Origin of the sequence: Mycolicibacterium llatzerense, from assembly GCF_025331195.1 — a bacterium.
Classification (GTDB): Bacteria; Actinomycetota; Actinomycetes; order Mycobacteriales; family Mycobacteriaceae; genus Mycobacterium; species Mycobacterium llatzerense.
In genome coordinates this window covers 260,380-280,489 of record NZ_LXOV01000001.1, presented here as the reverse complement: position 1 = coordinate 280,489, position 20,110 = coordinate 260,380, and the positions used below count along the sequence as shown (strand labels likewise).

The 20,110-nt window shown below is 66.7% G+C and carries 19 protein-coding genes; 7 read left to right on the top strand and 12 right to left on the bottom strand.

Annotated elements, in window-relative coordinates; translation table 11 throughout:
* Positions 1 to 16: 16 nt before the first annotated feature.
* Positions 17 to 2,566: an AAA family ATPase gene (locus tag A7G45_RS01615; RefSeq protein WP_260932877.1), complete on the bottom strand. Its 2,550-nt coding sequence runs from the start codon at positions 2,564 to 2,566 to the stop codon at positions 17 to 19.
* Positions 2,567 to 2,640: 74 nt separating this feature from the next.
* Here A7G45_RS01615 and A7G45_RS01610 point away from each other — a divergent pair, with 74 nt between their 5' ends.
* A complete protein-coding gene (locus A7G45_RS01610; protein ID WP_071286622.1) occupies positions 2,641 to 3,531 on the top strand; it encodes a LysR family transcriptional regulator in 891 nt (296 codons plus the stop codon).
* A 69-nt stretch (positions 3,532 to 3,600) separates the two neighbouring features.
* Here A7G45_RS01610 and A7G45_RS01605 read toward each other — a convergent pair whose 3' ends face one another.
* The 4 genes from A7G45_RS01605 to ku all read right to left on the bottom strand — a co-directional run bounded on the left by A7G45_RS01605 (position 3,601) and on the right by ku (position 8,059).
* Positions 3,601 to 5,163 carry a flagellar motor protein MotB gene (locus A7G45_RS01605; RefSeq protein WP_260932872.1) on the bottom strand — a complete coding sequence of 521 codons (1,563 nt, stop codon included), beginning with the start codon at positions 5,161 to 5,163 and terminating at the stop codon, positions 3,601 to 3,603.
* 132 nt (positions 5,164 to 5,295) lie between these two features.
* Entirely contained in the window at positions 5,296 to 6,372 is a 1,077-nt protein-coding gene (locus tag A7G45_RS01600; protein ID WP_260932870.1) for an NAD(P)H-dependent amine dehydrogenase family protein, read from the bottom strand.
* Between the two features lie 11 nt (positions 6,373 to 6,383).
* Complete coding sequence (locus A7G45_RS01595; protein WP_260937888.1) at positions 6,384 to 7,175, bottom strand: SDR family oxidoreductase; 792 nt, start codon at positions 7,173 to 7,175, stop codon at positions 6,384 to 6,386.
* Between the two features lie 89 nt (positions 7,176 to 7,264).
* Complete coding sequence (gene ku / locus A7G45_RS01590; RefSeq protein ID WP_043983996.1) at positions 7,265 to 8,059, bottom strand: non-homologous end joining protein Ku; 795 nt, start codon at positions 8,057 to 8,059, stop codon at positions 7,265 to 7,267.
* A 46-nt stretch (positions 8,060 to 8,105) separates the two neighbouring features.
* Between ku and A7G45_RS01585 the strand changes: the two genes are divergently transcribed.
* Positions 8,106 to 10,322 carry an ATP-dependent DNA ligase gene (locus A7G45_RS01585; protein WP_260932865.1) on the top strand — a complete coding sequence of 739 codons (2,217 nt, stop codon included), beginning with the start codon at positions 8,106 to 8,108 and terminating at the stop codon, positions 10,320 to 10,322.
* Here A7G45_RS01585 and rnhA read toward each other — a convergent pair.
* From rnhA to A7G45_RS01565, 4 genes are read right to left on the bottom strand one after another with little or no spacing between them, the layout of a single operon-like run.
* Positions 10,309 to 10,779, bottom strand: coding sequence for a ribonuclease HI (gene rnhA, locus A7G45_RS01580; RefSeq protein WP_043390745.1), 471 nt, complete (start codon positions 10,777 to 10,779; stop codon positions 10,309 to 10,311). The genes A7G45_RS01585 and rnhA overlap by 14 nt on opposite strands.
* Positions 10,776 to 10,955 carry a hypothetical protein gene (locus A7G45_RS01575; protein WP_043984000.1) on the bottom strand — a complete coding sequence of 60 codons (180 nt, stop codon included), beginning with the start codon at positions 10,953 to 10,955 and terminating at the stop codon, positions 10,776 to 10,778. The genes rnhA and A7G45_RS01575 overlap by 4 nt, the downstream gene beginning before the upstream one ends.
* Positions 10,952 to 11,596, bottom strand: coding sequence for a glyoxalase (locus A7G45_RS01570; RefSeq protein ID WP_260932860.1), 645 nt, complete (start codon positions 11,594 to 11,596; stop codon positions 10,952 to 10,954). Before A7G45_RS01570 ends, A7G45_RS01575 begins: the two co-directional genes overlap by 4 nt.
* Entirely contained in the window at positions 11,593 to 12,171 is a 579-nt protein-coding gene (locus A7G45_RS01565; RefSeq protein WP_260932858.1) for a TetR/AcrR family transcriptional regulator, read from the bottom strand. Before A7G45_RS01565 ends, A7G45_RS01570 begins: the two co-directional genes overlap by 4 nt.
* Positions 12,172 to 12,266: 95 nt before the next feature.
* Between A7G45_RS01565 and A7G45_RS01560 the strand changes: the two genes are divergently transcribed.
* Both A7G45_RS01560 and A7G45_RS01555 read left to right on the top strand, forming a co-directional pair.
* Positions 12,267 to 13,427 carry an acyl-CoA dehydrogenase family protein gene (locus A7G45_RS01560; RefSeq protein WP_260932856.1) on the top strand — a complete coding sequence of 387 codons (1,161 nt, stop codon included), beginning with the start codon at positions 12,267 to 12,269 and terminating at the stop codon, positions 13,425 to 13,427.
* Positions 13,428 to 13,551: 124 nt separating this feature from the next.
* Complete coding sequence (locus A7G45_RS01555; protein WP_260932854.1) at positions 13,552 to 13,914, top strand: DUF5709 domain-containing protein; 363 nt, start codon at positions 13,552 to 13,554, stop codon at positions 13,912 to 13,914.
* A gap of 59 nt (positions 13,915 to 13,973) precedes the next feature.
* Here the strand turns inward: A7G45_RS01555 and A7G45_RS01550 are convergent, their stop codons facing one another.
* Both A7G45_RS01550 and A7G45_RS01545 read right to left on the bottom strand, forming a co-directional pair.
* On the bottom strand, positions 13,974 to 14,849 hold the full coding sequence (locus A7G45_RS01550) for an LLM class flavin-dependent oxidoreductase (RefSeq protein WP_260932853.1): 876 nt from the start codon (positions 14,847 to 14,849) through the stop codon (positions 13,974 to 13,976).
* Between the two features lie 59 nt (positions 14,850 to 14,908).
* Complete coding sequence (locus A7G45_RS01545; protein ID WP_260932850.1) at positions 14,909 to 16,105, bottom strand: diiron oxygenase; 1,197 nt, start codon at positions 16,103 to 16,105, stop codon at positions 14,909 to 14,911.
* Positions 16,106 to 16,221: 116 nt separating this feature from the next.
* Between A7G45_RS01545 and cobF the strand changes: the two genes are divergently transcribed.
* Entirely contained in the window at positions 16,222 to 16,977 is a 756-nt protein-coding gene (cobF, locus tag A7G45_RS01540; RefSeq protein ID WP_260932846.1) for a precorrin-6A synthase (deacetylating), read from the top strand.
* Positions 16,974 to 17,369, top strand: a complete 396-nt coding sequence (locus A7G45_RS01535) for a phage holin family protein (RefSeq protein ID WP_260932843.1) — start codon at positions 16,974 to 16,976, stop codon at positions 17,367 to 17,369. Before cobF ends, A7G45_RS01535 begins: the two co-directional genes overlap by 4 nt.
* Before the next feature lie 48 nt (positions 17,370 to 17,417).
* Here A7G45_RS01535 and A7G45_RS01530 read toward each other — a convergent pair whose 3' ends face one another.
* Positions 17,418 to 19,205: an FUSC family protein gene (locus tag A7G45_RS01530; RefSeq protein WP_260932840.1), complete on the bottom strand. Its 1,788-nt coding sequence runs from the start codon at positions 19,203 to 19,205 to the stop codon at positions 17,418 to 17,420.
* Positions 19,206 to 19,245: 40 nt separating this feature from the next.
* Here A7G45_RS01530 and A7G45_RS01525 point away from each other — a divergent pair, with 40 nt between their 5' ends.
* Positions 19,246 to 20,109, top strand: coding sequence for an Fpg/Nei family DNA glycosylase (locus tag A7G45_RS01525; protein ID WP_043984016.1), 864 nt, complete (start codon positions 19,246 to 19,248; stop codon positions 20,107 to 20,109).
* The last annotated feature ends 1 nt before the right edge of the window (position 20,110 follow it).

Sequence of the window (20,110 nt, the reverse complement as noted above, 5' to 3'; positions counted from 1 at the left end):
GAATAGAAAAGTTAGGTTAGCCGAAACCTTGCGATTGGGGAAATGTGTCGGGCGGCGGCGGGATGTCGCGGATCTGATGCCGGCTGGTGACGCCCAGCTTCGGAAATGACCGGTAGAGGTATCCGGACACGGTGCGAGTCGACAGTTGCAGGCGTGCCGCGATCTGCGGGTTCGTCAGGCCGCGGCCGGCGAGGTAGACGACCTGATGCTCCTGGGGACTCAACTGTCCGGTGGACGGTATCGCCGGCGCTGTCGTGGGGACGCCGGATGCGCGCAGCTCCCGCGCGCAGATTTCCAGCCATGGTTTGGCCCCCAGCTTCTCGAAGGTCGCCAGTGCGGCGGAGATGTGCTGGCGGGCTTCTTTGCGTCGGCGGCTGCGCCGAAGCCAGCCTGAGTAAGTGAGTCGCAACCGGGCGCGTTCGAAGGGCCACTGCTCACCGGCGGGGTCGGCGAGCGTCCGGGCCAGGGCGTCGCCGACATCTCCGACGTTGAGCAGAGCCGCGGCGTGGTTCAGCAGCTGGTCGAGGCGAGCGGAGCGCGGCTGCGGCAGGTGCGTCAGGGCTGCGGTGAATCTGCGCCTTGCGTCGTCGGCCATGCCCGTCCGCGCTGCCGCCTCGGCGAAGTCGACGAGAGCGCGGAAGGATACGTGCGGGTGCAGTGGCACGCCGGAGGTGGTGAACAGTTCGGCGAGGTGGCCATAGGCGCCGAGGTCGTTGCCCTCCACGATATTGATCAGCCCGAGCACGTGGTGTGCCTGCGCGGAGTGCAATCGGTTGTCTTGGAAGTCCAGCACGTTGAGGGCCGCGGTCAGCTGGACCCGAGCCGCTGCGGTGTCGCCGCGCCGCGTTGCGACCGTCGCTCGAATCAGGTCCCCGGTTGCGGTCACCAGTGGTTGATCGCTGACAGCTCCGAGCGTGTGTAGTTGGCTGGTGATCCGCAGGGCCTCGTCCCAGCGCCCGGTGTCGACACACGACCAGGCCAGGACCGTGGTCGTCAGCGCGTGCCCGTTCGTCGAATCATGTTGTGTCATCAGGGATTGTGCGATCCGCAAAGTTCGGATGCTGAGCTCGGACTCGTCTGTCACGCCGGCCGCCAGCCCGATCAGGCTCAGGTCCAGAACTCCCAGGCCCTCGATCGGTCGGCTGCTGAACGAGGCCATGTCGGCCTGTGTGCGCGGCGAGTCGGTCACCGCCCGGACCCACAGTCGCGAAGTCGACGAGCCGCCCGCGGTCACCGGCATCGAGTCATCAAGACGCTGTAGCGCCTTCGCTGTGTCCCGATACGCGGACGGATCACCGGACAGGAATGCCGCGGCGGCCGCCACGCGCAGCGGTTCCCAGGCCAGCGCGGGATCCAGCCGGAGCGCTTCGTCGGCCGCGGTCAGGAGGGTCACGGCAGCAGCCCGCCCGTTGTGCCACATCGTGGTCATCCCGTGTGCGGTCAGTGCGCGGATCCGGTCATGTGGACTGCCGGTGGCCGATGATGCCGCATGGGCGCGGTGCCAGGTCTGGCGTTGCGGCAACGCATTCAGCGCGTCCGCCAGGAGTTGATGCGCGTCTTGCCGAGCGGTCAGCGGCGCCCCGTAATACGCGGCAGACCGGATGAGCGGATTGACGGGGTTGATGCGTGCTGATTCAACCCGCAGGACGCCTGCGGTCTCTGCCGGTGCCAGGACCGCCGGGTCGGCCACTGCTCCCGGGTGCAGCCCGTGCAGATCTGCTGCGGACGCGGCCGCGACGACGACGAGCGCGGCACGCGTCGATGGGGGGAGGTGGGCCAGGTGCTGTGCATAGATCGCGTGGACGCTGATCGGCAGCGGCAGTGGGTCCGGTGTGTATCCCGCCGTGGGGGTTGCGCCGGCAGTCGTGCTGGAAAAGTGGATGATCGCAGCGGGATTGCCCGCGGACTGTTTCAGGATCTGCTCGCGCAGTAGTCCGCTCGGCGGTGTGGGTTGAGCCTCCAGCAGCTCGATCGACTGGTCGAGAGTCATTGGTGCGAGCGGAATTTCGACGGCCGACCGACCCGCGAGCCCCGTCGCGGCAACGGTGTCCGGCAGCGTCAGCGCGACAGTGATCGGGCGGCCCGCGCTGCGGCGGGCGGCGAACAACAGGACGCTGCGGGACTGCTCGTCGAGCCAGTGGGCGTCGTCGACTGTGACCAGGACCGGCTGTCGCCGCGGTACCGCGTCCAAGAGTTCGAGCAGCGCCGTGGCCAGTCTGGCGGTGTGTATCTGATCGCCGAACAGTGGTGTGCTGAAAAGGGTTTCGATGATGTTGGCCCGGCCGTATGGGTTGGCTTCGGCGTCGTTCAATGCCCGCAGGAGTCGATGGAGGCCACCCAGCGGAGTGCCGGTCTCACCGGGCAATCCGGCGATTCCGAGGACGCGATGGCCCAACGCATCAGCTTGGCGCTCGGCCGCGACGAGCAGGGATGTCTTTCCTGAGCCCAATGCCCCGGAGATGACGATGACCTGTCCGCGCGGCGGTGACGCGATGGTGTCCCGCAGGACCGTGAGTTCCGCGTCGCGCCCGATGAGCTGCGTCGACCCGGTGTTCACCAGAACCATGAGACATCCGATCGGTCAGCACGTCTAACGACAGATATTGATAAGTCCCATCTACGACGTAGATAATCTGCCGCGTGGAGCTACGGCAGGTCGAGCATTTTGTGGCGGTCGCCATCGAGCGGAGCTTTACCCGCGCCGCACGTCGGGTCCATGTCGTGCAGTCAGCCATCTCGACGTCGATCGCGAAGCTGGAGCGTGAGCTCGGTGTGCAGTTGTTCGATCGCTCCCGTCAGCAGATCGAGCTCACTGTCGCCGGCGAACGATTCCTCGCCCAGGCGCACGAACTGTTGCGCGTCGCGGGTTCGGCTGCAGAATCGGTGGCATCCAGTCGCGGCCAGCTGATGGGTAGCGTCGAGTTCGGGTCATTGATCTCGTACGGCCCCATGAATGTCGCCCAGGTGCTCGGCGAGTTTCACCGAGCGCACCCCTTTGTTCGACTTCGGTTGCAACTCAATCAATCTGGCGCCTCGGCATATCTGTCGGCACTGGTCGACGGCTCGTTGGATTTGGCTCTGGTCTCGGTGCCCAACAGATTTCCTCCGCAACTCGAAATGCGGTTGATGTTCGAGGAACCGATGTTCTTCGTGTGCCGCGCTGATCACCCGATGGCGTCGGAGCGGACGGTCGGCCTGATCGACCTGGCAGCTGAGGACCTGATCGGGTTCCCGCCGGATTGGGGCTTTCGCTCCTTGATGGACAACGCTTTTCTGGCGGCGGGCGCCCAGTCGCGGCCTGTCCATGTGATTCCGGCCGGCTTCTCGGTTGTGGGTGAACTGGTTCGTCAAGGGCTGGGGACCACCTTCATGCCCGCGTCGGAATGCGCGGAATTCGACGATCTGCGAGCCATCGAATTGAGTGACACCGTCAGGTGGCAGGTCTATCTGGCGTCGCAGCCGATGGACCGTCTGACCCCGGCCACCGCCGCCCTGGCGGACATGCTGATTCAGGCCGCGGCTTCGAGCTAGTTCGCCCCGAGCGTCGGCTGGTGGTCGAGAATCCTCGAAATCCTCGACCACCAGCCAACATTCGATGTCCTACTTGGCGTGCTCGGCGCCGTGAGATGCCTTGGCGGGCTTGGCGTCGGTTTTGCCGGGCTTGGTGTGGGGTTTGGCGGGCTTGGCAGGCTTCGGGTCAGCCTTGGTGTCCGCACCCTTGGAATCCCCGGCCTTTGTGTCGCCGCCCTTGGTGTGATCAGCGCCTGCGCCCTGTTCCTTGGTGGGGGTCTTCCCGGTGCCGGTGTCCGCGGGCTTGGTCGCACCCTCGCTGCCGGCGGTGTCCGCGGGCTTGGTCGTCCCGGTCTCGGTCGACGAATCAGGCTTTGTCGCACCAGTTTTCGTGGGCGTCTCCGTCGGAATCGTGGTGTCGGCCTTCGTCGTATCCGTCTTCGTCGTGGTCTGGTCAACGGGCTTCGTGGTGGCGGTGGTCTTTGACGGCGCAGCCGGCAGGGCCTTGACGACGGCCGCGGCCGGCAGTGCGACGGTTGTCGCGCCGGCAGCGGGCACCGAGTTGGCGGCGACAGGTGCGGTGGCTGCGACTGCCGTCGTAGCCGTCTTGATCGGCGGCGGCTTGAGCGCGTCGGCGACGAGTTTCTGCATGAGCTGCAGTGCGGCGACGGGGCCCGGCAGGTTGACGGTGAAGCCGAGCGGTCCGCCGCCGATGTTGATGCCGAACGAGGTCAGCAGTCCGCCCGCGTACAGCGGCACGCCGGGCAGGCCCGTGTTGATCACGGTCGACAGGTCCGGGCCGTAGCCGCCGTTGAGGACCCCGTTGAGGACCGTCGCGGGAATCGAGATGAGCGAGGTGGCCACCTTGCCGAGGTCGCCGGTGCGCGTGGCGTCGATGACGTCCTGCACCGCGGCGCCCAGCGCGGCGGGCGCCTGGATCAGTGGGCCGAGCAGACCACCGACGATGACGAGGGCATTGGACGGTTGCAGCCCACCGAAGCCCTGGTTGAGCGTGTTGAGCACGTTGACGGCGTTCTGCAGCGGGTTGGCGGCGATGACGCCCAGCGGGCCGAGCTTGTCGATGGCTGTGACGAGACCTTGCAGCGGGTAGGCGATCGAGTTGATGGCGGGTGTGAGCAGATTGGTCAGCGGGATCAACGCGTTCAAACCGACCAGCAGCAGCTGATTGGTCGCATCTTCGACGTTGCCCTTCGCCAGGTCGTTGACGGCGGCGGCCAACAGCGGCGGTACCGCGGTGGTGAGGTTGGTCCCGATCTGGCCGAGCGTGCTGCCCAGCGCGTTCAGCAGCGGCGGGGCCGACGCGAAGGGAACAGCCGGTTGCGGACTGGGATCGACCTTCACCGATCCGGGTGACGACACCAGCTTCAGTAGGTCCTGGAGCGCGGCGAGCTGGTTGTTGAGAGCTGCGGTCAGAATCGGCGTCGGCCCGTTGGTCTGCGCCGTGCTGACGATGGTCTGCAGGCTGGCGACGGTGTTCTTGAACGCTGCACCGAATGCGGCGAACGGATCGACAGCGGCGGTCAAACGTACGGCGGTGCGCTCGATCTGCGCTTCCATGTGGTGGATCTGGGTACTGACGGTCGGCGCCATGACCGGGGCAACGGCGATAGCCGCGGCCCCAGCCAGGGACACGCCGACGGAAGCGAATGGTCGAGCGGCGGTGTGCATAGCGGGCCCTTTCAAAGGCTCAGAATCGGACGCAGTGATTCTGGCTTTGAGAGGTAGGTCACCCGCTAGCGACGAATGACTCTATTTTCGACGGCGTCAGTTGGGGCGGTACAGGCCTTTTCCGGTGATGAGCGGCAGATCCAGCGTCGTCCGGATGCCCGGCTCGGCGGCGACGACGGCCGGGATGGCGTTCACGACGCGCGCCGCGGTAGCAACGAGTCCGGCGTGGTTGTGGTCGCCCTTGCGGCTACTGAGACACAAGTCAAGGGCGTACGACGGCTCGCCGGTCACCTCGACGCGGTACGAGCCGCCCTCCTGCGCCGGCTGCGGCCAGTCGGGGCACAGGTCGTCGCGCAGGCGGGTGATGTGCTCGAGGACGACCACGGGGTGGCCGTCTTTCATGCCGCGCACCTCGAACCGCATGGCCGCCGTGGTGCCCGCGGGGATGTGGCCCGACGCGATGTCGAAGTCCTCGGGCGCCGGCACCCGGGTGTGCTCCTCGGTCAGCTCGTCGAGCTCGATGCCGAGGCCCGCGGCCAGCTGGCGCACCACCGAACCCCAGGCCAGGCTGAGCACGCCTGGCTGCAGCAGCATCGGCAGCTCGTCGATGGGCTTGCCGAAGCCCATCACGTCGAACATCACCGTCGCGCTGTCGTAGGTGGCGTAGTCGACGATCTCCATGCACCGGACCTGCTCGATGCTCTGGCAGGTGCCCATGAGGGCAAGGGGGAGAAGGTCATTGGCGAAGCCGGGGTCGATGCCATTGACAAATAGGCTCGAACAGCCCTCCTGTGTGGCGTCTTCGAGCGGTGCGATCAGTTCGGCGGGCAGCACCTGCCACGGATATTGCAGGAACACTGCCGCACTGGCGACGACATTGACCCCGGCCGCCAGGATGCGCCGGTAATCTTCGAGCGCTTCGGGCAGCCGGTTGTCGGCCATGGCGGTGTAGACGACGCAGTCCGGCTTGCCGGCCAGGATGGCGTCGAGGTCGTTGGTGGCCTTGATTCCGGTCGAAACCTCAAGTCCGGCAAGCTCTCCGGCATCCTTGCCGGCCTTGGCGGCCGAGGACACCCAGACGCCGGTCAGTTCGTAGGCGGGGTCATTGATGAGCTGAGTCAGGGCATGGCGGCCGACGTTGCCAGTGCCGACTGCGGCGACTTTGATTGGCATGTAAGGGTTCCTCACAGGTCCGGGATGGGGAGGTCGAGGTTGGGAAACGTGAGGCCGCCGTCGACCTCCAGCACCTTGCCGGTGACGTAGGCGCCGGCCGGTGACGCCAGGTACAGCGCCGCGGCGGCGATGTCCTCGGGGTCGCCGAGGCGGCGCATCGGGGTGGCCTTCTCCATGGGATCGCGCAACGCGTCGTTGGAGGCGACGATGTCCAGCGCCGAGGTCAGGATCGAACCGGGGGCGATGCCGTTGACCCGGATCTTCGGGCAGAGGTCCATCGCGGCGAGCTTCGTGTAGTGCGCCAATGCGGCCTTGGCGGTGCCGTATGCGGCGAAACCGCGGCCCGCCAACCGGCCGACGGCCGAGGTGATGTTGATGACGCTGCCGCCGCCGGCGTGCTCCAGCATCAGCGGGACCGCCGCCTGGGTCAGCGCATGCGCGGTGGCCACGTTGAAGGTGAAGGCGTCTTTGAGATCCTGCGGCGAGGTGTACATGAGCGGCGCGGGCATGGTGCCGCCGACGTTGTTGACGACGACATCTAGTCTGCCGAAGGCTTCGACCGCAGCCGCGGCAAGCTTGGCCGTCTCGTCGGGGTGGGCGAGGTCCGCGGCGACGATGTGCGCCCGTCGGCCGGCCTGCTCGACCAGCTTCGCCACGTCCTGCAGCTGGGACTCGGTGCGCGAGGCAATCACCACGTCAGCACCGGCTTCGGCGAATGCGACGGCGATGGCCGCGCCGAGGCCGCGGCCCGCGCCGGTCACCACGGCTACCTGGTTGTCGAGTCGGAATCTGTCCAGAATCACGTGTGCCTCATTCGCCTCGTCGTGGTCGTTGTTAGGCACGCTAGCAAGATTGAGGCGCTGCGGGAATAGATTTCTAGAACACGTTTCAATTAGCCTTTGCGGGCTTTGACGCTGGCCTCCAGCTTGGCCAGCAGATCGGAGACGTCCTCGGTCGCGTCCAGTTCGGTCGCCGCTTCCTCGGTGGTGAACGCCTCGCCGCCCGCGATCTTCGCTTCGATGAGCTCTTCCATCTGCTCGCGGTAGGTGTCGTGGAACTGCTCGGGGTGGAAGTCGTCGGTCATCGAGTCCACCACCTGCCCGGCCATCTTGAGCTCGGCGGGTTTGATCTCGACTTCCTTGTCCAGCACCGGGAAATCCGGGTCACGAACCTCGTCGGGCCACAGCAGGGTGTGCACGATCATCACGTTGCGCTTGCCGAAGTCCTTGACGCGCAACGCCGCAAGCCGAGTCTTGTTGCGCAGCGAGAAGTGCACGATGGCGACCCGATCGGTCTGCGCCAGCGTCTGGGCGAGCAGCACGTACGACTTGGATGACTTCGAGTCGGGCTCCAGGAAGTAGCTCCGGTCGTACATCAGCGGATCGATCTGATCGGCGGGAACGAACTCCACCACCTCGATCTCGCGGCTGCGCTCCTCGGGCAGGGTCGCGATGTCGTCATCGGTGATGATGACGGTCTGCCCGTCCTCGGATTCGAAAGACTTGGCGATATCCCGGAACTCGACGACCTCGCCGCAGACCTCGCACACCCGCTTGTATCTGATGCGACCATTGTCCTTGGCGTGCACCTGATGAAACTTGATGTCGTGATCCTCGGTGGCGCTGTACACCTTCACCGGCACATTGACCAGTCCGAAGGCGACTGACCCCTTCCAGATGGACCGCATACCCAAGTATGGCCCATGATCGCGTCCGGACTTGGATACTTGAGCGGTGGAGCAATTCGGACGGGTGCGGCTGACCAACCCGGACAAGGTGCTCTACCCGGCGACCGGCACCACCAAAGCCGACGTGTTCGACTACTACCTGGCCGTTGCCGATGCGATGTTGCCGCACATCACCGGTCGCCCCGTGACCCGTAAACGGTGGCCCAATGGTGTTGCGCAGCAGCCGTTCTTCGAAAAGCATCTGGCGTCGTCGGCGCCGGAGTGGCTGGACCGCGGCGCCATTACCCATCGCAGCGGGACGACCGTCTACCCGATCATCGACACGGTCGAGGGGCTGGCCTGGATCGCCCAGCAGGCAGCACTGGAAGTGCATGTGCCGCAATGGCGTTTCGTGGGCGATGCTCCAGGCCCGGCCACCCGCATCGTGTTCGACCTCGATCCCGGCGACGACGTCACCATGGCGCAGCTGTGCGAGGTGGCCCGTGCGGTCCGCGACCTCGTCGCCGGCATGGACCTGGAGGCCTATCCGCTGACCAGCGGCAGCAAGGGGCTGCACCTCTATGTGCCGCTGGCCACGCCCGTCAGCTCACGCGGCGCCTCGGCCGTCGCCAAACGTGTTGCCCAGCAGCTCGAATCGTCGATGGGCGGGCTGGTCACCGCGACCATGACCCGTAGCGTGCGGGCCGGCAAGGTGTTCCTGGACTGGAGCCAGAACTCGTCAGCCAAGACGACGGTGGCGCCGTATTCGTTGCGCGGCCGCGACGAGCCGACGGTAGCGGCGCCGCGGAGCTGGGACGAACTCGACGACGCGGGGTTGCGCCAGCTGCGGTTCGACGAGGTGCTGACCCGGCTGAACCGCGACGGTGACCTGCTCGCGGGACTGGATGCCGGTGCGCCCGTGGCCGACCGGCTCACCACCTACCGCAGCATGCGCGACCCGGGCCGGACACCCGAGCCGGTGCCGTCGGCGCGGCCGGCGTCGGGGGAGAACAACCGCTTTGTCATCCAGGAGCACCACGCCCGCCGGCTGCACTACGACTTCCGGCTGGAACGCGACGGCGTGCTGGTCAGTTGGGCTGTGCCGAAGAACCTTCCAGACACCTCGACCGTCAACCACCTGGCGGTGCACACCGAAGATCACCCACTGGAGTACGCGACCTTCGAAGGAGACATCCCCAAGGGCGAGTACGGCGGCGGGCACGTCACGATCTGGGACGCGGGCACCTACGACACCGAAAAGTTCCGGGACCCAGGTGAACACGGTGAGGTGATCGTCAACCTCCACGGCAGCCGGGTTTCCGGGCGGTATGTCCTGATCCAAACCGAGGGCAAGAACTGGCTGGTCCGACGAATGAAAGAGCAACGGCTGCAACCGATGCTGGCGACCCATGGCTCGGTGAGCCGACTGTCGCCGGATGACTGGGCCTTCGAAGGCAAGTGGGACGGCTACCGATTGCTGGTCGACGCCGACCACGGCCGGATCCGGCTCACCGCGCGTAGCGGCCGCGACATCACCGACGAGTTCCCGCAATTGCAGTCCCTGGCAGCCGATCTCGCCGAGCACCACGTGATCCTCGATGGTGAGGTGGTCGCGCTGCAGGATGGGGTCCCGAGTTTTCAGGCCATGCAGAACCGCGGCCCCGACACCCACATCGAGTTCTGGTGTTTCGACATCCTGGCCCTCGACGGGCGTGATCTGAGCCGGGCGAAGTACCGGGATCGGCGAAAGCTGTTGGAAACGCTGGCTTCCGATGGCGCATTGACGGTGCCGCCGCTGCTGCCCGCGGAGGCTCCCTTGACATATGCGGGTGACCGCGGTTTCGAAGGCGTGGTCGCCAAGAAATGGGATTCCGGTTACCGGCCCGGACGGTCCGAGGCCTGGGTCAAGGACAAGTTCTGGAGAACCCAGGAAGTGGTGATCGGCGGCTGGCGCGCCGGGGAAGGCGGCCGCACCAGCGGCATCGGGGCGCTGCTGGTGGGGGTGCCGGCTGCGGGCGGTTTGCAGTTCGCCGGGCGGGTCGGCACCGGGTTCACCGACAAGATGCTGGGCGACCTGCGGGCGCTGCTGCAGCCTCTAGAAACCAGTGAATCACCTTTTACCGCACCACTTTCCACCCTGGATGCCAAAGGCGTGACGTACGTACGGCCCGAGCTGGTGGGGGAGGTGCGCTACAGCGAGCGCACCACCGACAGCCGGTTGCGCCAGCCCAGCTGGCGCGGGCTGCGACCCGACAAGACGCCGGATGAGGTCATCTGGGAATAGCGGCGACGGCTTCTTCCAGGCCCCGGGTCGCCAACTGGTCGGCCAGCTCGTTGTCGGCGACGCCGGCGTGCCCCTTCACCCAGAACCACTCGACCTCGTGCCGGGCGCAGGCAGCCTGCAGTCGCTTCCAGAGGTCGACGTTCTTCACCGGCTGCTTCGACGCCGTCAGCCAGCCGTTGCGTTCCCAACCGTGCACCCACTTGGTGATGCCGTTGCGGACATAGGTGCTGTCGGTGTGCAGGTGCACGACGACGGGCCGCGTCAACGCTTCGAGCGCCATGATCGGCGCCGTCAGCTCCATCCGGTTGTTGCTCGTCTCACCAGGCTCGCCGCCGCACATCTCGCGCACGTGGTGACGCAGGCGCAGCACCGCGCCCCAGCCGCCGGGACCGGGGTTGGGGCGGCAGCCGCCGTCGGTGTGGATGACCACGATGTCATCGGTGTCGGAGTCGCTCATGACTGGCGCGCCTCCTGGAGCAGTCGCACGGCCTTCGGTCCGACGCCGTGCATGGGGAGAAGCTCGCTGAGATCAGCGGGCAGGTCGGCGAGGGTGCGATAGCCGGCGTCGATCAGCGCGCCGGTCGCGGGCCGCCCGATCGAGATGCCGTCGAAGACGGGGCCGCGGTCGGTCATGGTGCGAGGTTAGCGTCCCGGACGTGCGAGGAGATCATCGCCGTGCGGACCGACATCCCGAATTCCTGGTGGCGCAGCGTGGTGATCCGTCGTCCCGGCTGCACCGCCGGTTTGATTGGTGCGGTGCGGTCGCCGAAGAACGCCGCGGTGGCGTCGATGTCCTGGGCGACGAAGGTCAGACCCCATAGCGTCGACGGCCCGTCGCCCGTCGTCTCCGGTGAGCCCACGACTTCGAGGATCACCTCACCCAGCCGGAAGAAGATCTGACGCATCGGTCGTCCGCCGAGTTGTCCGTCGCGTTCCCGGCGCGGGTGGACGTCGACCACCGCCAGCGACGCAACGGTCCGATTCAGGTCTGGCGACAGCAGTACGACGTGGTCGATCGAGATGGCGCCGTTCGCGTGCACGGCCGGCGTCGTTGCCGGGGTGTCCGACCGGGTGGTGGGAATGCCGTCGAGCGGGGCGTCGGACGGCAGTCCGCGCAGCGACCAGCCGACGATGCCCTTGCCGCGATCACGCCCGACCAACCGGATCTGGACGCCGCCGATCCGGCATGCGCCGTCCGGGTCGACGGTGAAGCCGGCAGCGGTCCAGGAGTCCGCGGTGTCCGCGACCTCGAATGCATCGACGGTGACGGTCATTGCGCGGCCTCGTCGACAGCCACCCGCAGTCGCGGCGGTTTCGTATCCGGCGCCACCCGTTGCCACACCGCGTCGACCATGGGTGCCAACAGTAGTTCGCCCATCTGCCGGGCCAGCACGGCGACGACCTGGGTGTTCTCCCGTCGGGTGGTCGAGGCGCGACCGGTCTTGCGGGCGGCCCGGACCTCGCGCTGGGTCAGGTCGACGATGACGTCGATCAGGTGACTGTCGGCGACGTTGGGCTGCAGCAGGGCCCGGCGCACGTAGTCGACCACCGTCGGATTGGCCCGCAGCATGTCCCGGACGGCATCGTCGCGCACTGCCGTCGAGGCGGATTCGGGGACCTCGGCGAGGGCATTGGCGAAGTAGTCGACCACCAGCTGATCCACCGCATCCCGCAGGCCGGCCTTGGTCTTGAAATGGTGCTGCACCAGTCCCACTGCGACACCTGCCTCAGCGGCGATGGCGCGCAAAGAGATTCGGTCCTCGCCGTGTTTGGCGTAGAGGTCCAGCGCGGTGTTGCGAATACGCGCTTTGGCCGTCAGGTCGTCGACAGTTGCCCGTGGATCAACCATCAGACCTCCCGTCGACAACCAGATCAATGTACTGTACACATGAACAAGAGCCTATACAGTTGTATAGCGCACGGAACTTTTAGCGAGGTGGACCGATGTCAGAGCTCTTCCCGAAGTACCGGGCCAGCTGGGAGACCGATCAGCACCGCGAGCTGCGTCAGCACGCCGCGGCGTTCCTGGCCAAAGAGGCCACGCCCAATCAGGAACGGTGGGCCAAGAATCACCAGGTCGACCGCGAGTTCTGGAACAAGCTGGGCGACGCCGGCCTGCTGGGCCTGGACCTGCCCGAGGAGTACGGCGGCGCGGGTGGCGACTTCGGCTTCTCGGCAGTGGTGGCCGAAGAGTTTGCGCTGGCACATGATTCAGCTTCGGGCTGGTCGGTGCACTCGCCGATCGTGGCCCATTACATCGACACGTACGGCAGCGCGGAACAGAAGGCCCGCTGGATGCCGGGGATCATCAGTGGCGAGACCGTGCTGGCCATCGCGATGACCGAGCCGGGCACCGGTTCGGACCTGCAGGCCGTCCGCACCACCGCGATCCGCGATGGCGACGACTACGTCATCAACGGGTCAAAGACCTTTATTTCCAATGGATCTCTGTGCGACATGGTGGTGATTGTCGCCAAGACCGATCCCACTCAAGGGGCGGCGGGTGTCTCGCTCATCGTTGCCGAGGTCAACGACCTGCCGGGCTTCGAGCGTGGCCGGGTGCTGGAGAAGGTCGGCCAGCACGGCCAGGACACCCGCGAGCTGTTCTTCACCGACATGCGGGTACCGGTCGCCAACCTGCTCGGCGAGCAGGAGGGGCTGGGCTTCTACCAATTGATGTCGCAGCTGGCTCGCGAGCGTCTGGTCATCGGCTCCATCTGCGCCGGCATGGCCGAGGCCGCGGTGCTGGAGGCCATCAAGTACACCAAGGAGCGCGAGGCGTTCGGTAAGCCGCTGATCAAGTTCCAGCACAACCGATTCCAGCTCGCCGAGCTCAAGGCCGAGGTGCTGTCCATCAAGACCACGGTGGACTACTGCGTGCAGGCGTTGATCGACGGCGACAACGATCCGGCGATTGCCTCCATGGGCAAGCTGATCGCCGCCGACCGGGCAGTGGCGGTCGTCGACCGGTGCGTCCAGTTCTTCGGTGGCTACGGGTACATGATGGAGTACCCGATCGGCCGCGCCTACGCCGCGGCGCGGGTCAACAAGATCTACGGCGGCACAAGCGAAATCATGAAGGAGATCATCAGCCGCACGCTGTGATCTCTATTCCCGCGAGCAGACGTGAACACCCCCAAAGCGCGATGGTTTTGGGGGTGTTCACGTCTGCTCGCCGATTGGTGCGCAGCTGGTCGCGGGATTTGGCGATACGTGGCAAGGTGAAGCCATGAGCGGCTCAGACGAGTACGGCGTCGACGACGACGATCAGCTGACCCAGGAGGACATGCTGATCGACCGCGGCGTCGACGACCTGCTGGATGAAGGCTACGAACCGCCGGACGCGTGGCGCGAGCCGCGGGATCACGAGACACTCGATGAACTCCTCGCTGAGGAGGAGCCAGACCCCGCAATGCAACTCGACGATGGTGACACGGTCGATGAGCAGTGGGGTGACGACGAGGTGGGTGACCGGCGGTCCGGCCGCCTCGTCTCGGGCGATCAGGACGGTGAACTCACCGGCGGCGATGTCGGCATCGATGGTGGCGCGGCCTCGGCCGAGGAGGCCGCCATGCACATCATCGACTTGTAACCACCGAGCGAGAACCCCCAAAACGTGCTGGTTTTGGGGGTTTCGCGTCCGCGCGGCGACTAGACCTTGGCGATGACGTTCTCCGCGAACATCTCGAGGTGCTTGATCTTCTCATCGAGCGGCTGGGTGTCCTCGCCCATGATGTAGGGCACCCGGAAGCCGACGATGACGTCGGTGACGCCCTTGTCCTCGAGGCGCTTCACGCCGTCGACGGTGAAGCCGTCGATCGAGATGACGTGAATCTGGAACTCGTCGCAGAGTCCGATGCGCTCCTCGGATTCGCGGTACTGCGCCAGCTTCTTAAGCAGCGGGTCGAGCTCGGCCGGGTCGCCGCCGCCGTGCATCCAGCCGTCGTTGCGGGCCGCGCGCTTGAGTGCGGCGTCGGCGTGGCCCCCGACCAGGATCGGCACCGGCTTGGTCGGCGCAGGCGTCATCTTGGTCTTGGGGATGTCGTAGAACTCGCCGTGGTACTCGAAGTAGTCACCTGAGGTCAGGCCGCGGACGACGTCGATGCACTCGTCCATCCGCTTGCCGCGCTTGGCGAACGGCACGCCCATGACCTCGTAGTCCTCCGGCCACGGGCTGGTACCGACGCCCAGGCCCAGCCGGTTGTCGAACAGTGCGGCAAGCGACCCGGCCTGCTTGGCGACCAGGGCCGGCGGCCGGATGGGCAGCTTCAGCACGAAGATGTTGAAGTGCAGTTTGGTCGTGACGGCCGACAGGGCGCCGATCAGCGAGAACGACTCGATGAACGATTTGCCGTCGAGGAACTCGCGGCTGCCGTCCGCGGTGTACGGGTAGCTCGAGTCGGACTCGAAGGGGTACGCGATGCTGTCCGGGATGGTCATCGCGTGGTAACCGGCTTCGTCAGCCGCCTTGGCCAGCGGGATGTAGTACTTCGGATCGGTCATCGCTTCGGCGTAGGTGAACCTCATCGCCCGATATTAGAACGTGTTCTAGTTTGTTGGGAAGGGCACAGCCCATTCGGTGGGTGTCAGGCGAGCGGGAACGGCGGCAGACCGGCGCCGCTGATGGCGTAGCCGCCCTGCTGGCTGCGTTCGGTGACCCGTGCCGTCGCGGTGCGGTCGCCCACCGCCACGGTGACGGGGGTGCGGGGTAGCTCATCGAGTGCCTCGAAAACCGTTCCGCGCCAGTGGTACTGGCCGTCGATCGGATTCAGGTGTCCGGCCAGCCGGACCCGCACCTCGCGGCCGTCGATGGTGGCGGGTCCGTCATAGAGGTCTTCGGCGTCGGCGATGTCCGCGCGTGCCGCGGGCGCGATGGGGCCGCCGGGCAGGAATCCGCTGCGTCGCCACAGCCGGCGCGCGATGGGGCCGAGGAGTCCAACTTCCTCCAGGAACGAGGCCAGCGGTGCGAAGCCCGCGATCTGCGTCTCGATCCGGTGCGGCGAGGTCCGCGCCATCCGGCGGGCGGCCCGCGCGTCCAGGCCGACGCGGCGGTACTGCACCTTGTTGGTGAACAGGAACCGGAAGAACAGCCCACCCACGCCGTTGAGATTGCCGATCCAGAAGCGCTTCGGCCACGACATCTCGGGTGTGCGCTTGCGCAGCCCGTCGCGGGCGAACTGGATGTGCCGGGCCTCTTCGGTGACGTGAATCCGCATGAGCCGCTGCACCATTGGCTGCAGCTCGGGGTCGTCCATCATCTGCCGCTGCAGCGAATCGAAGATCTCCTCGCCGATCAGCGCCGCCACCCACAGCATCGAGCCCTGGAAGGCGAACGGCAGCATGTTGATGATCGTGCGCTGGTACCACTTCGGCCGCACCGGATCGGCGCCGACCTTCTCGATGGCCTTGCCGAACATCACCATGTGCCGGGTCTCGTCGCCCAGTTCGGTCAGCTCGTAGTGGGTCGTGCTCGCAGTCGGGTCCTGGTGCATCATCTTGCGCAGCAGCGCCTGGTTCAGGATGTTCTCGAACCAGATGCCCGCCGAGAGGGTGTTCACCAGTTCCTGGCGGGACAGTTCGATCTGCTCGGCCCGGCTCATCGATTCCCAGATCGGCGTGCCGTACAGCGACACCACTTTCGGTGGCAGGAAGTACTTGTCCGGATCGATCGGTGCATCCCAGTCGATATCGACGATCGGCGCGTAAGACTTGCGCACCGAGCCTTTGAGCAGGCGCTCGGCGAACTCTGCGCGACTGGTCTGGCCCTTGACCGAAGCTGTCATCGTTGACATCCCTTCGAAAGTGTCCGGTGTCTCGAAGTTACGTCCGATACCGGAGGTAGTCAATACCTGCGGTACTGGATAAAAGTGAAGCCGCCGTAGGCCGCTAGCCTTCGCGGATGCGCACTATCCACGTCATCGGTATCGGCGCCGGCGACCCGGACTACGTCACCGCTCAGGCCGTCGCGGCGCTCAATGACACCCAGGTGTTCTTCGCCATGGATAAAGGTGACACCAAGGACGACCTCGTCGCGCTACGCCGCTTGATCTGTGAGCGGTTCATCGAAAACCCCGACTACCGGTTCGTGGCGCTGCCCGATCCCAAGCGGGCCAAGGCCGAAGATGGCCGGGCTTACCACGACGTTGTGAATGAATGGCATGCCGCGCGGGCCCGACTGTGGGCCGAGGCCATCGAAACCGAACTCGGGCCCGACGGCGTCGGCGCCTTCCTGGCCTGGGGCGATCCGTCGCTCTACGACAGCACCCTGCGCATCCTGGACCGGGTCGCCGAACACGTCGAATTCGAGTTCGACGTCATTCCCGGCATCACCGCCATCCAGGCACTGACCGCCCGGCATCGCATCCCGCTCAACGACATTGGCGAGCCGGTGCTGATCACGACGGGCCGTCAGCTGCGTGAGCACGGGCCGGCCGGCGCCGCGGTGGTGATGCTCGACGGCGAGTGCTCGTTCCTGGAATGCCCACCGCAGACCCGCATTTGGTGGGGCGCCTACCTCGGCACCCCGGACGAGATGCTGATCGCCGGCACCGTCGCCGAGGTCGGGGAACGGATCGCCCGGGAGCGTGCCGAGGCCCGGGTCCGGCACGGCTGGATCATGGACATCTATCTGCTGCGGGCAGAATCGACGGTATGAAATCGTTGTTGCTGCGGGCCGCCGTGACCGGCCTGGCGTTGTGGGTGGTCACCAAGATGGTGTCGGGGATCGCCTTCGTCTTCCCGGTGGGCAGCAGCCAACTGGAGCGGGTCGGCATCATCCTGGTCGTCGCGTTCGTCTTCGGGTTGGTCAACGCCATCATCAAGCCGATCGTGCAGCTGTTCGCGATCCCGCTGTACATCCTCACGCTCGGCCTGGTCCACATCGTGATCAATGCGTGGATGCTGTGGATCACCTCGTGGATCACCGAGAACACCACGCACTGGGGCCTGTCGATCGACCAGTTCTGGTTCACCGCGATCTGGGCGGCGATCCTGCTGTCGGTCGTCGGCTGGGCGCTGGGTTTGGTGCAGCGCGCCATCGAGAACTAGCGATTTGTGCACGATTTTCCGCGGTCGGCGCGGAAAAACGTGCACAAATCACGACGTCAGCGACGCCCGGATCGCCTGTAACTCGGTGGCGCCGAAGGCCGGTGGCTCGATGATGTCGGCTGCGGGCCGTCCGGTGCGGACCGTTTCGGCCAGGTCGCCGATGGTCGCGGTCAGCCGCTCGGCGTCGTCGGGGGTGATCGGCGCTTCGGACCGTTCGGTGGCCCAACCCGCGGCGAGCGTCCGGTAGGCCAGTTGCTCGGTGGCCACGATCGCCGGCCAAAGTCGTTCTGCCGCAATCCGGTCCCGGGTCGACCCGCCGATGGCGGTGTCGTAGACCGGGAGCATGGCCATCGCGCGCAGCTGCAGATCACGACGGTCATTGCGGGCCTGGTCGGTGGTGACCGCGCCCGCGGCGAGATGGCTGACCACGACGGCGACGGCATCCAGCGTCGCGGCGATCGACTCTGCGGGGCGCGCTGCCGGATGTCCACGCCGCGTCAGCCACAGCACCAGAAGTGCTACCGCACAGCCGATCACGGTGTCGATGCCGCGGGCGAGCAGGAAGTCGAGCACGTTCGTGATGCGGTGACCACCCGACGCGATGGTGAGCGCCGCCGGCGTGATGAAGATGACCGCGACCGTGTAGTTGCGCACCACGAACATCTCGATCACGAACTGCAGCGTGCCGACGATCAGGGCGAGCCAGGGGCCACCGGGCGCGGCGACCAAGATGCCACCGGCCAGCAGCAGGCCGAGCCAGGTGCCCAGGGTGCGTTCGATGCCGCGCTGCACTGTGCGCCGCCAATCGAACCCCTGGTGCAGCATCAGCACTGCCGCCGCCATGGCCCAGTAGGCGTGGTCCACGTTCAGGCCGACGGTGACGGTGCCGGCGATCGCCACGGCGACCGCGGTGCGCAGTGCGGCGGTCAGCGGGGGAGCCCCCGGCGTCACGGCCCGACGCAGCAGGGTGCCGACCGACGGCCGTCCCAGCGGGATCAGGCCCTCGAAACTGCCGCCGATGTCGTCGGGCACCGCGCCCAGCTGCCGTGCCAACGCGGCGCCGTCGACCGACATGGGTTGGCCGCGGTCGGCGGCGGCCATGGCTTCAGCGAACAGCACGTGTAGCCGGCGGTTCGTCATTCGCAGCCGATACAGGGCGTCATCCGGTTTGGGCCGCACCGGCTGGAACGTCACCAGGGTGATCCACGCTTCGTGCAGCAGTTGTGCGGCACGGTGCCGGGCGTCGGGCGACGAGGTTTCGATGTAGGTGGCAACCGCGTCGGCGGCACCGGCCACGGCGGCGCGCTCCGGCCCGCGCGGGCGGACCAGGACGCCCGCCATGTGAACCACCCAGGAGAACGCACCGCCGGCCAGCACCAGCGCACCCAGTCGCCACGGGCTCAGGTGCTCGGCCGCGATCCCGACCGCCGCCGCGCAGGCCAGCACCGGCATGTAGGCGCCCGGTGGTCCGACGGAGAGCGCCTGGCAGATCAGCACGGCGATCATCGCGATCACCGACACCACCAGCACGGCGGACCACGGGGTCGCGGCGGCCCAGTCGCCGAGTGCCACGACCACCGCGAAGGCGACGGCGATGGCGCCGAGGTACATCGCGCGGTTGAGATACGGGCGCCCACTGCCGTAGAGCGAGGTGAATCCGCCGATCGTGGCGACCAACCCGGCGGACACGTCTCCGGCGGCCCACCCGGCGAGAATCGGCACCATCATGCAGACCGCGGCCCGCAGCGCGAACGGCCAGCGGCGCGGTACCGCGTTCATGACCAACATGCGTCGGAGCGGATTGGTGGCCGGGGCGGGCGCCGAGCGGTCTGCCATGTGTACAGCATGCGGTACCTCCAGTCGCTAGCCTGAACCCATGCCGGAACTTCCCGAGGTCGAGGCGCTCGCTGATCACCTGCGTCGTCATGCGGTCGGTCTGCCGATCGGCCGCGTCGACGTCTCCGCCTTCTCTGTGCTCAAGACCTTCGATCCGCCGCCGACGGCGCTGTACGGCAACGAGGTCACCGGGGCCAACCGCTGGGGCAAGTACCTGGGCCTGCAGGTCGGCGACCTGCACCTGATCACGCACCTGTCCCGGGCGGGGTGGTTGCGCTGGTCGGAGAAGCTGGCTCCCGCGCCGCTCAAACCAGGCAAGGGCCCGATCGCTTTGCGGGTGCATCTCGGAAAGCCGGGTGAGGCACCGGGTTTCGACCTGACCGAGGCGGGGACCCAGAAGCGGTTGGCCGTCTGGCTGGTGAACGATCCGCTGGCGGTCCCGCAGATCGCCACGCTGGGACCGGACGCGCTGTCACTCGGGCCGACGGAATTGGGTGCGGTCCTGGCCGGCAACACCGGGCGGATCAAGAACGTCATCACCGACCAGCGGACGATTGCCGGGATCGGCAACGCCTACAGCGACGAAATCCTGCACGTGGCCAAGCTGTCCCCGTTCGCGACCGCGGGCAAGCTGACCGACGAACAGTTGGGGACGCTGCACGACGCGATGATCTCGGTGCTCACCGATGCGGTGACTCGATCGGTCGGGCAGGGCGCGGCAACCCTCAAGGGGGAGAAGCGGTCCGGGCTTCGGGTGCACGCCCGCACCGGGCTGCCGTGCCCGGTCTGCGGCGACACGGTCCGTGAGGTGTCCTTTGCGGACAAGTCTTTTCAGTACTGCGCGACGTGCCAGACGGGCGGCAAGGTGCTGGCCGACCGGCGAATGTCCAAGCTGCTCAAGTGAT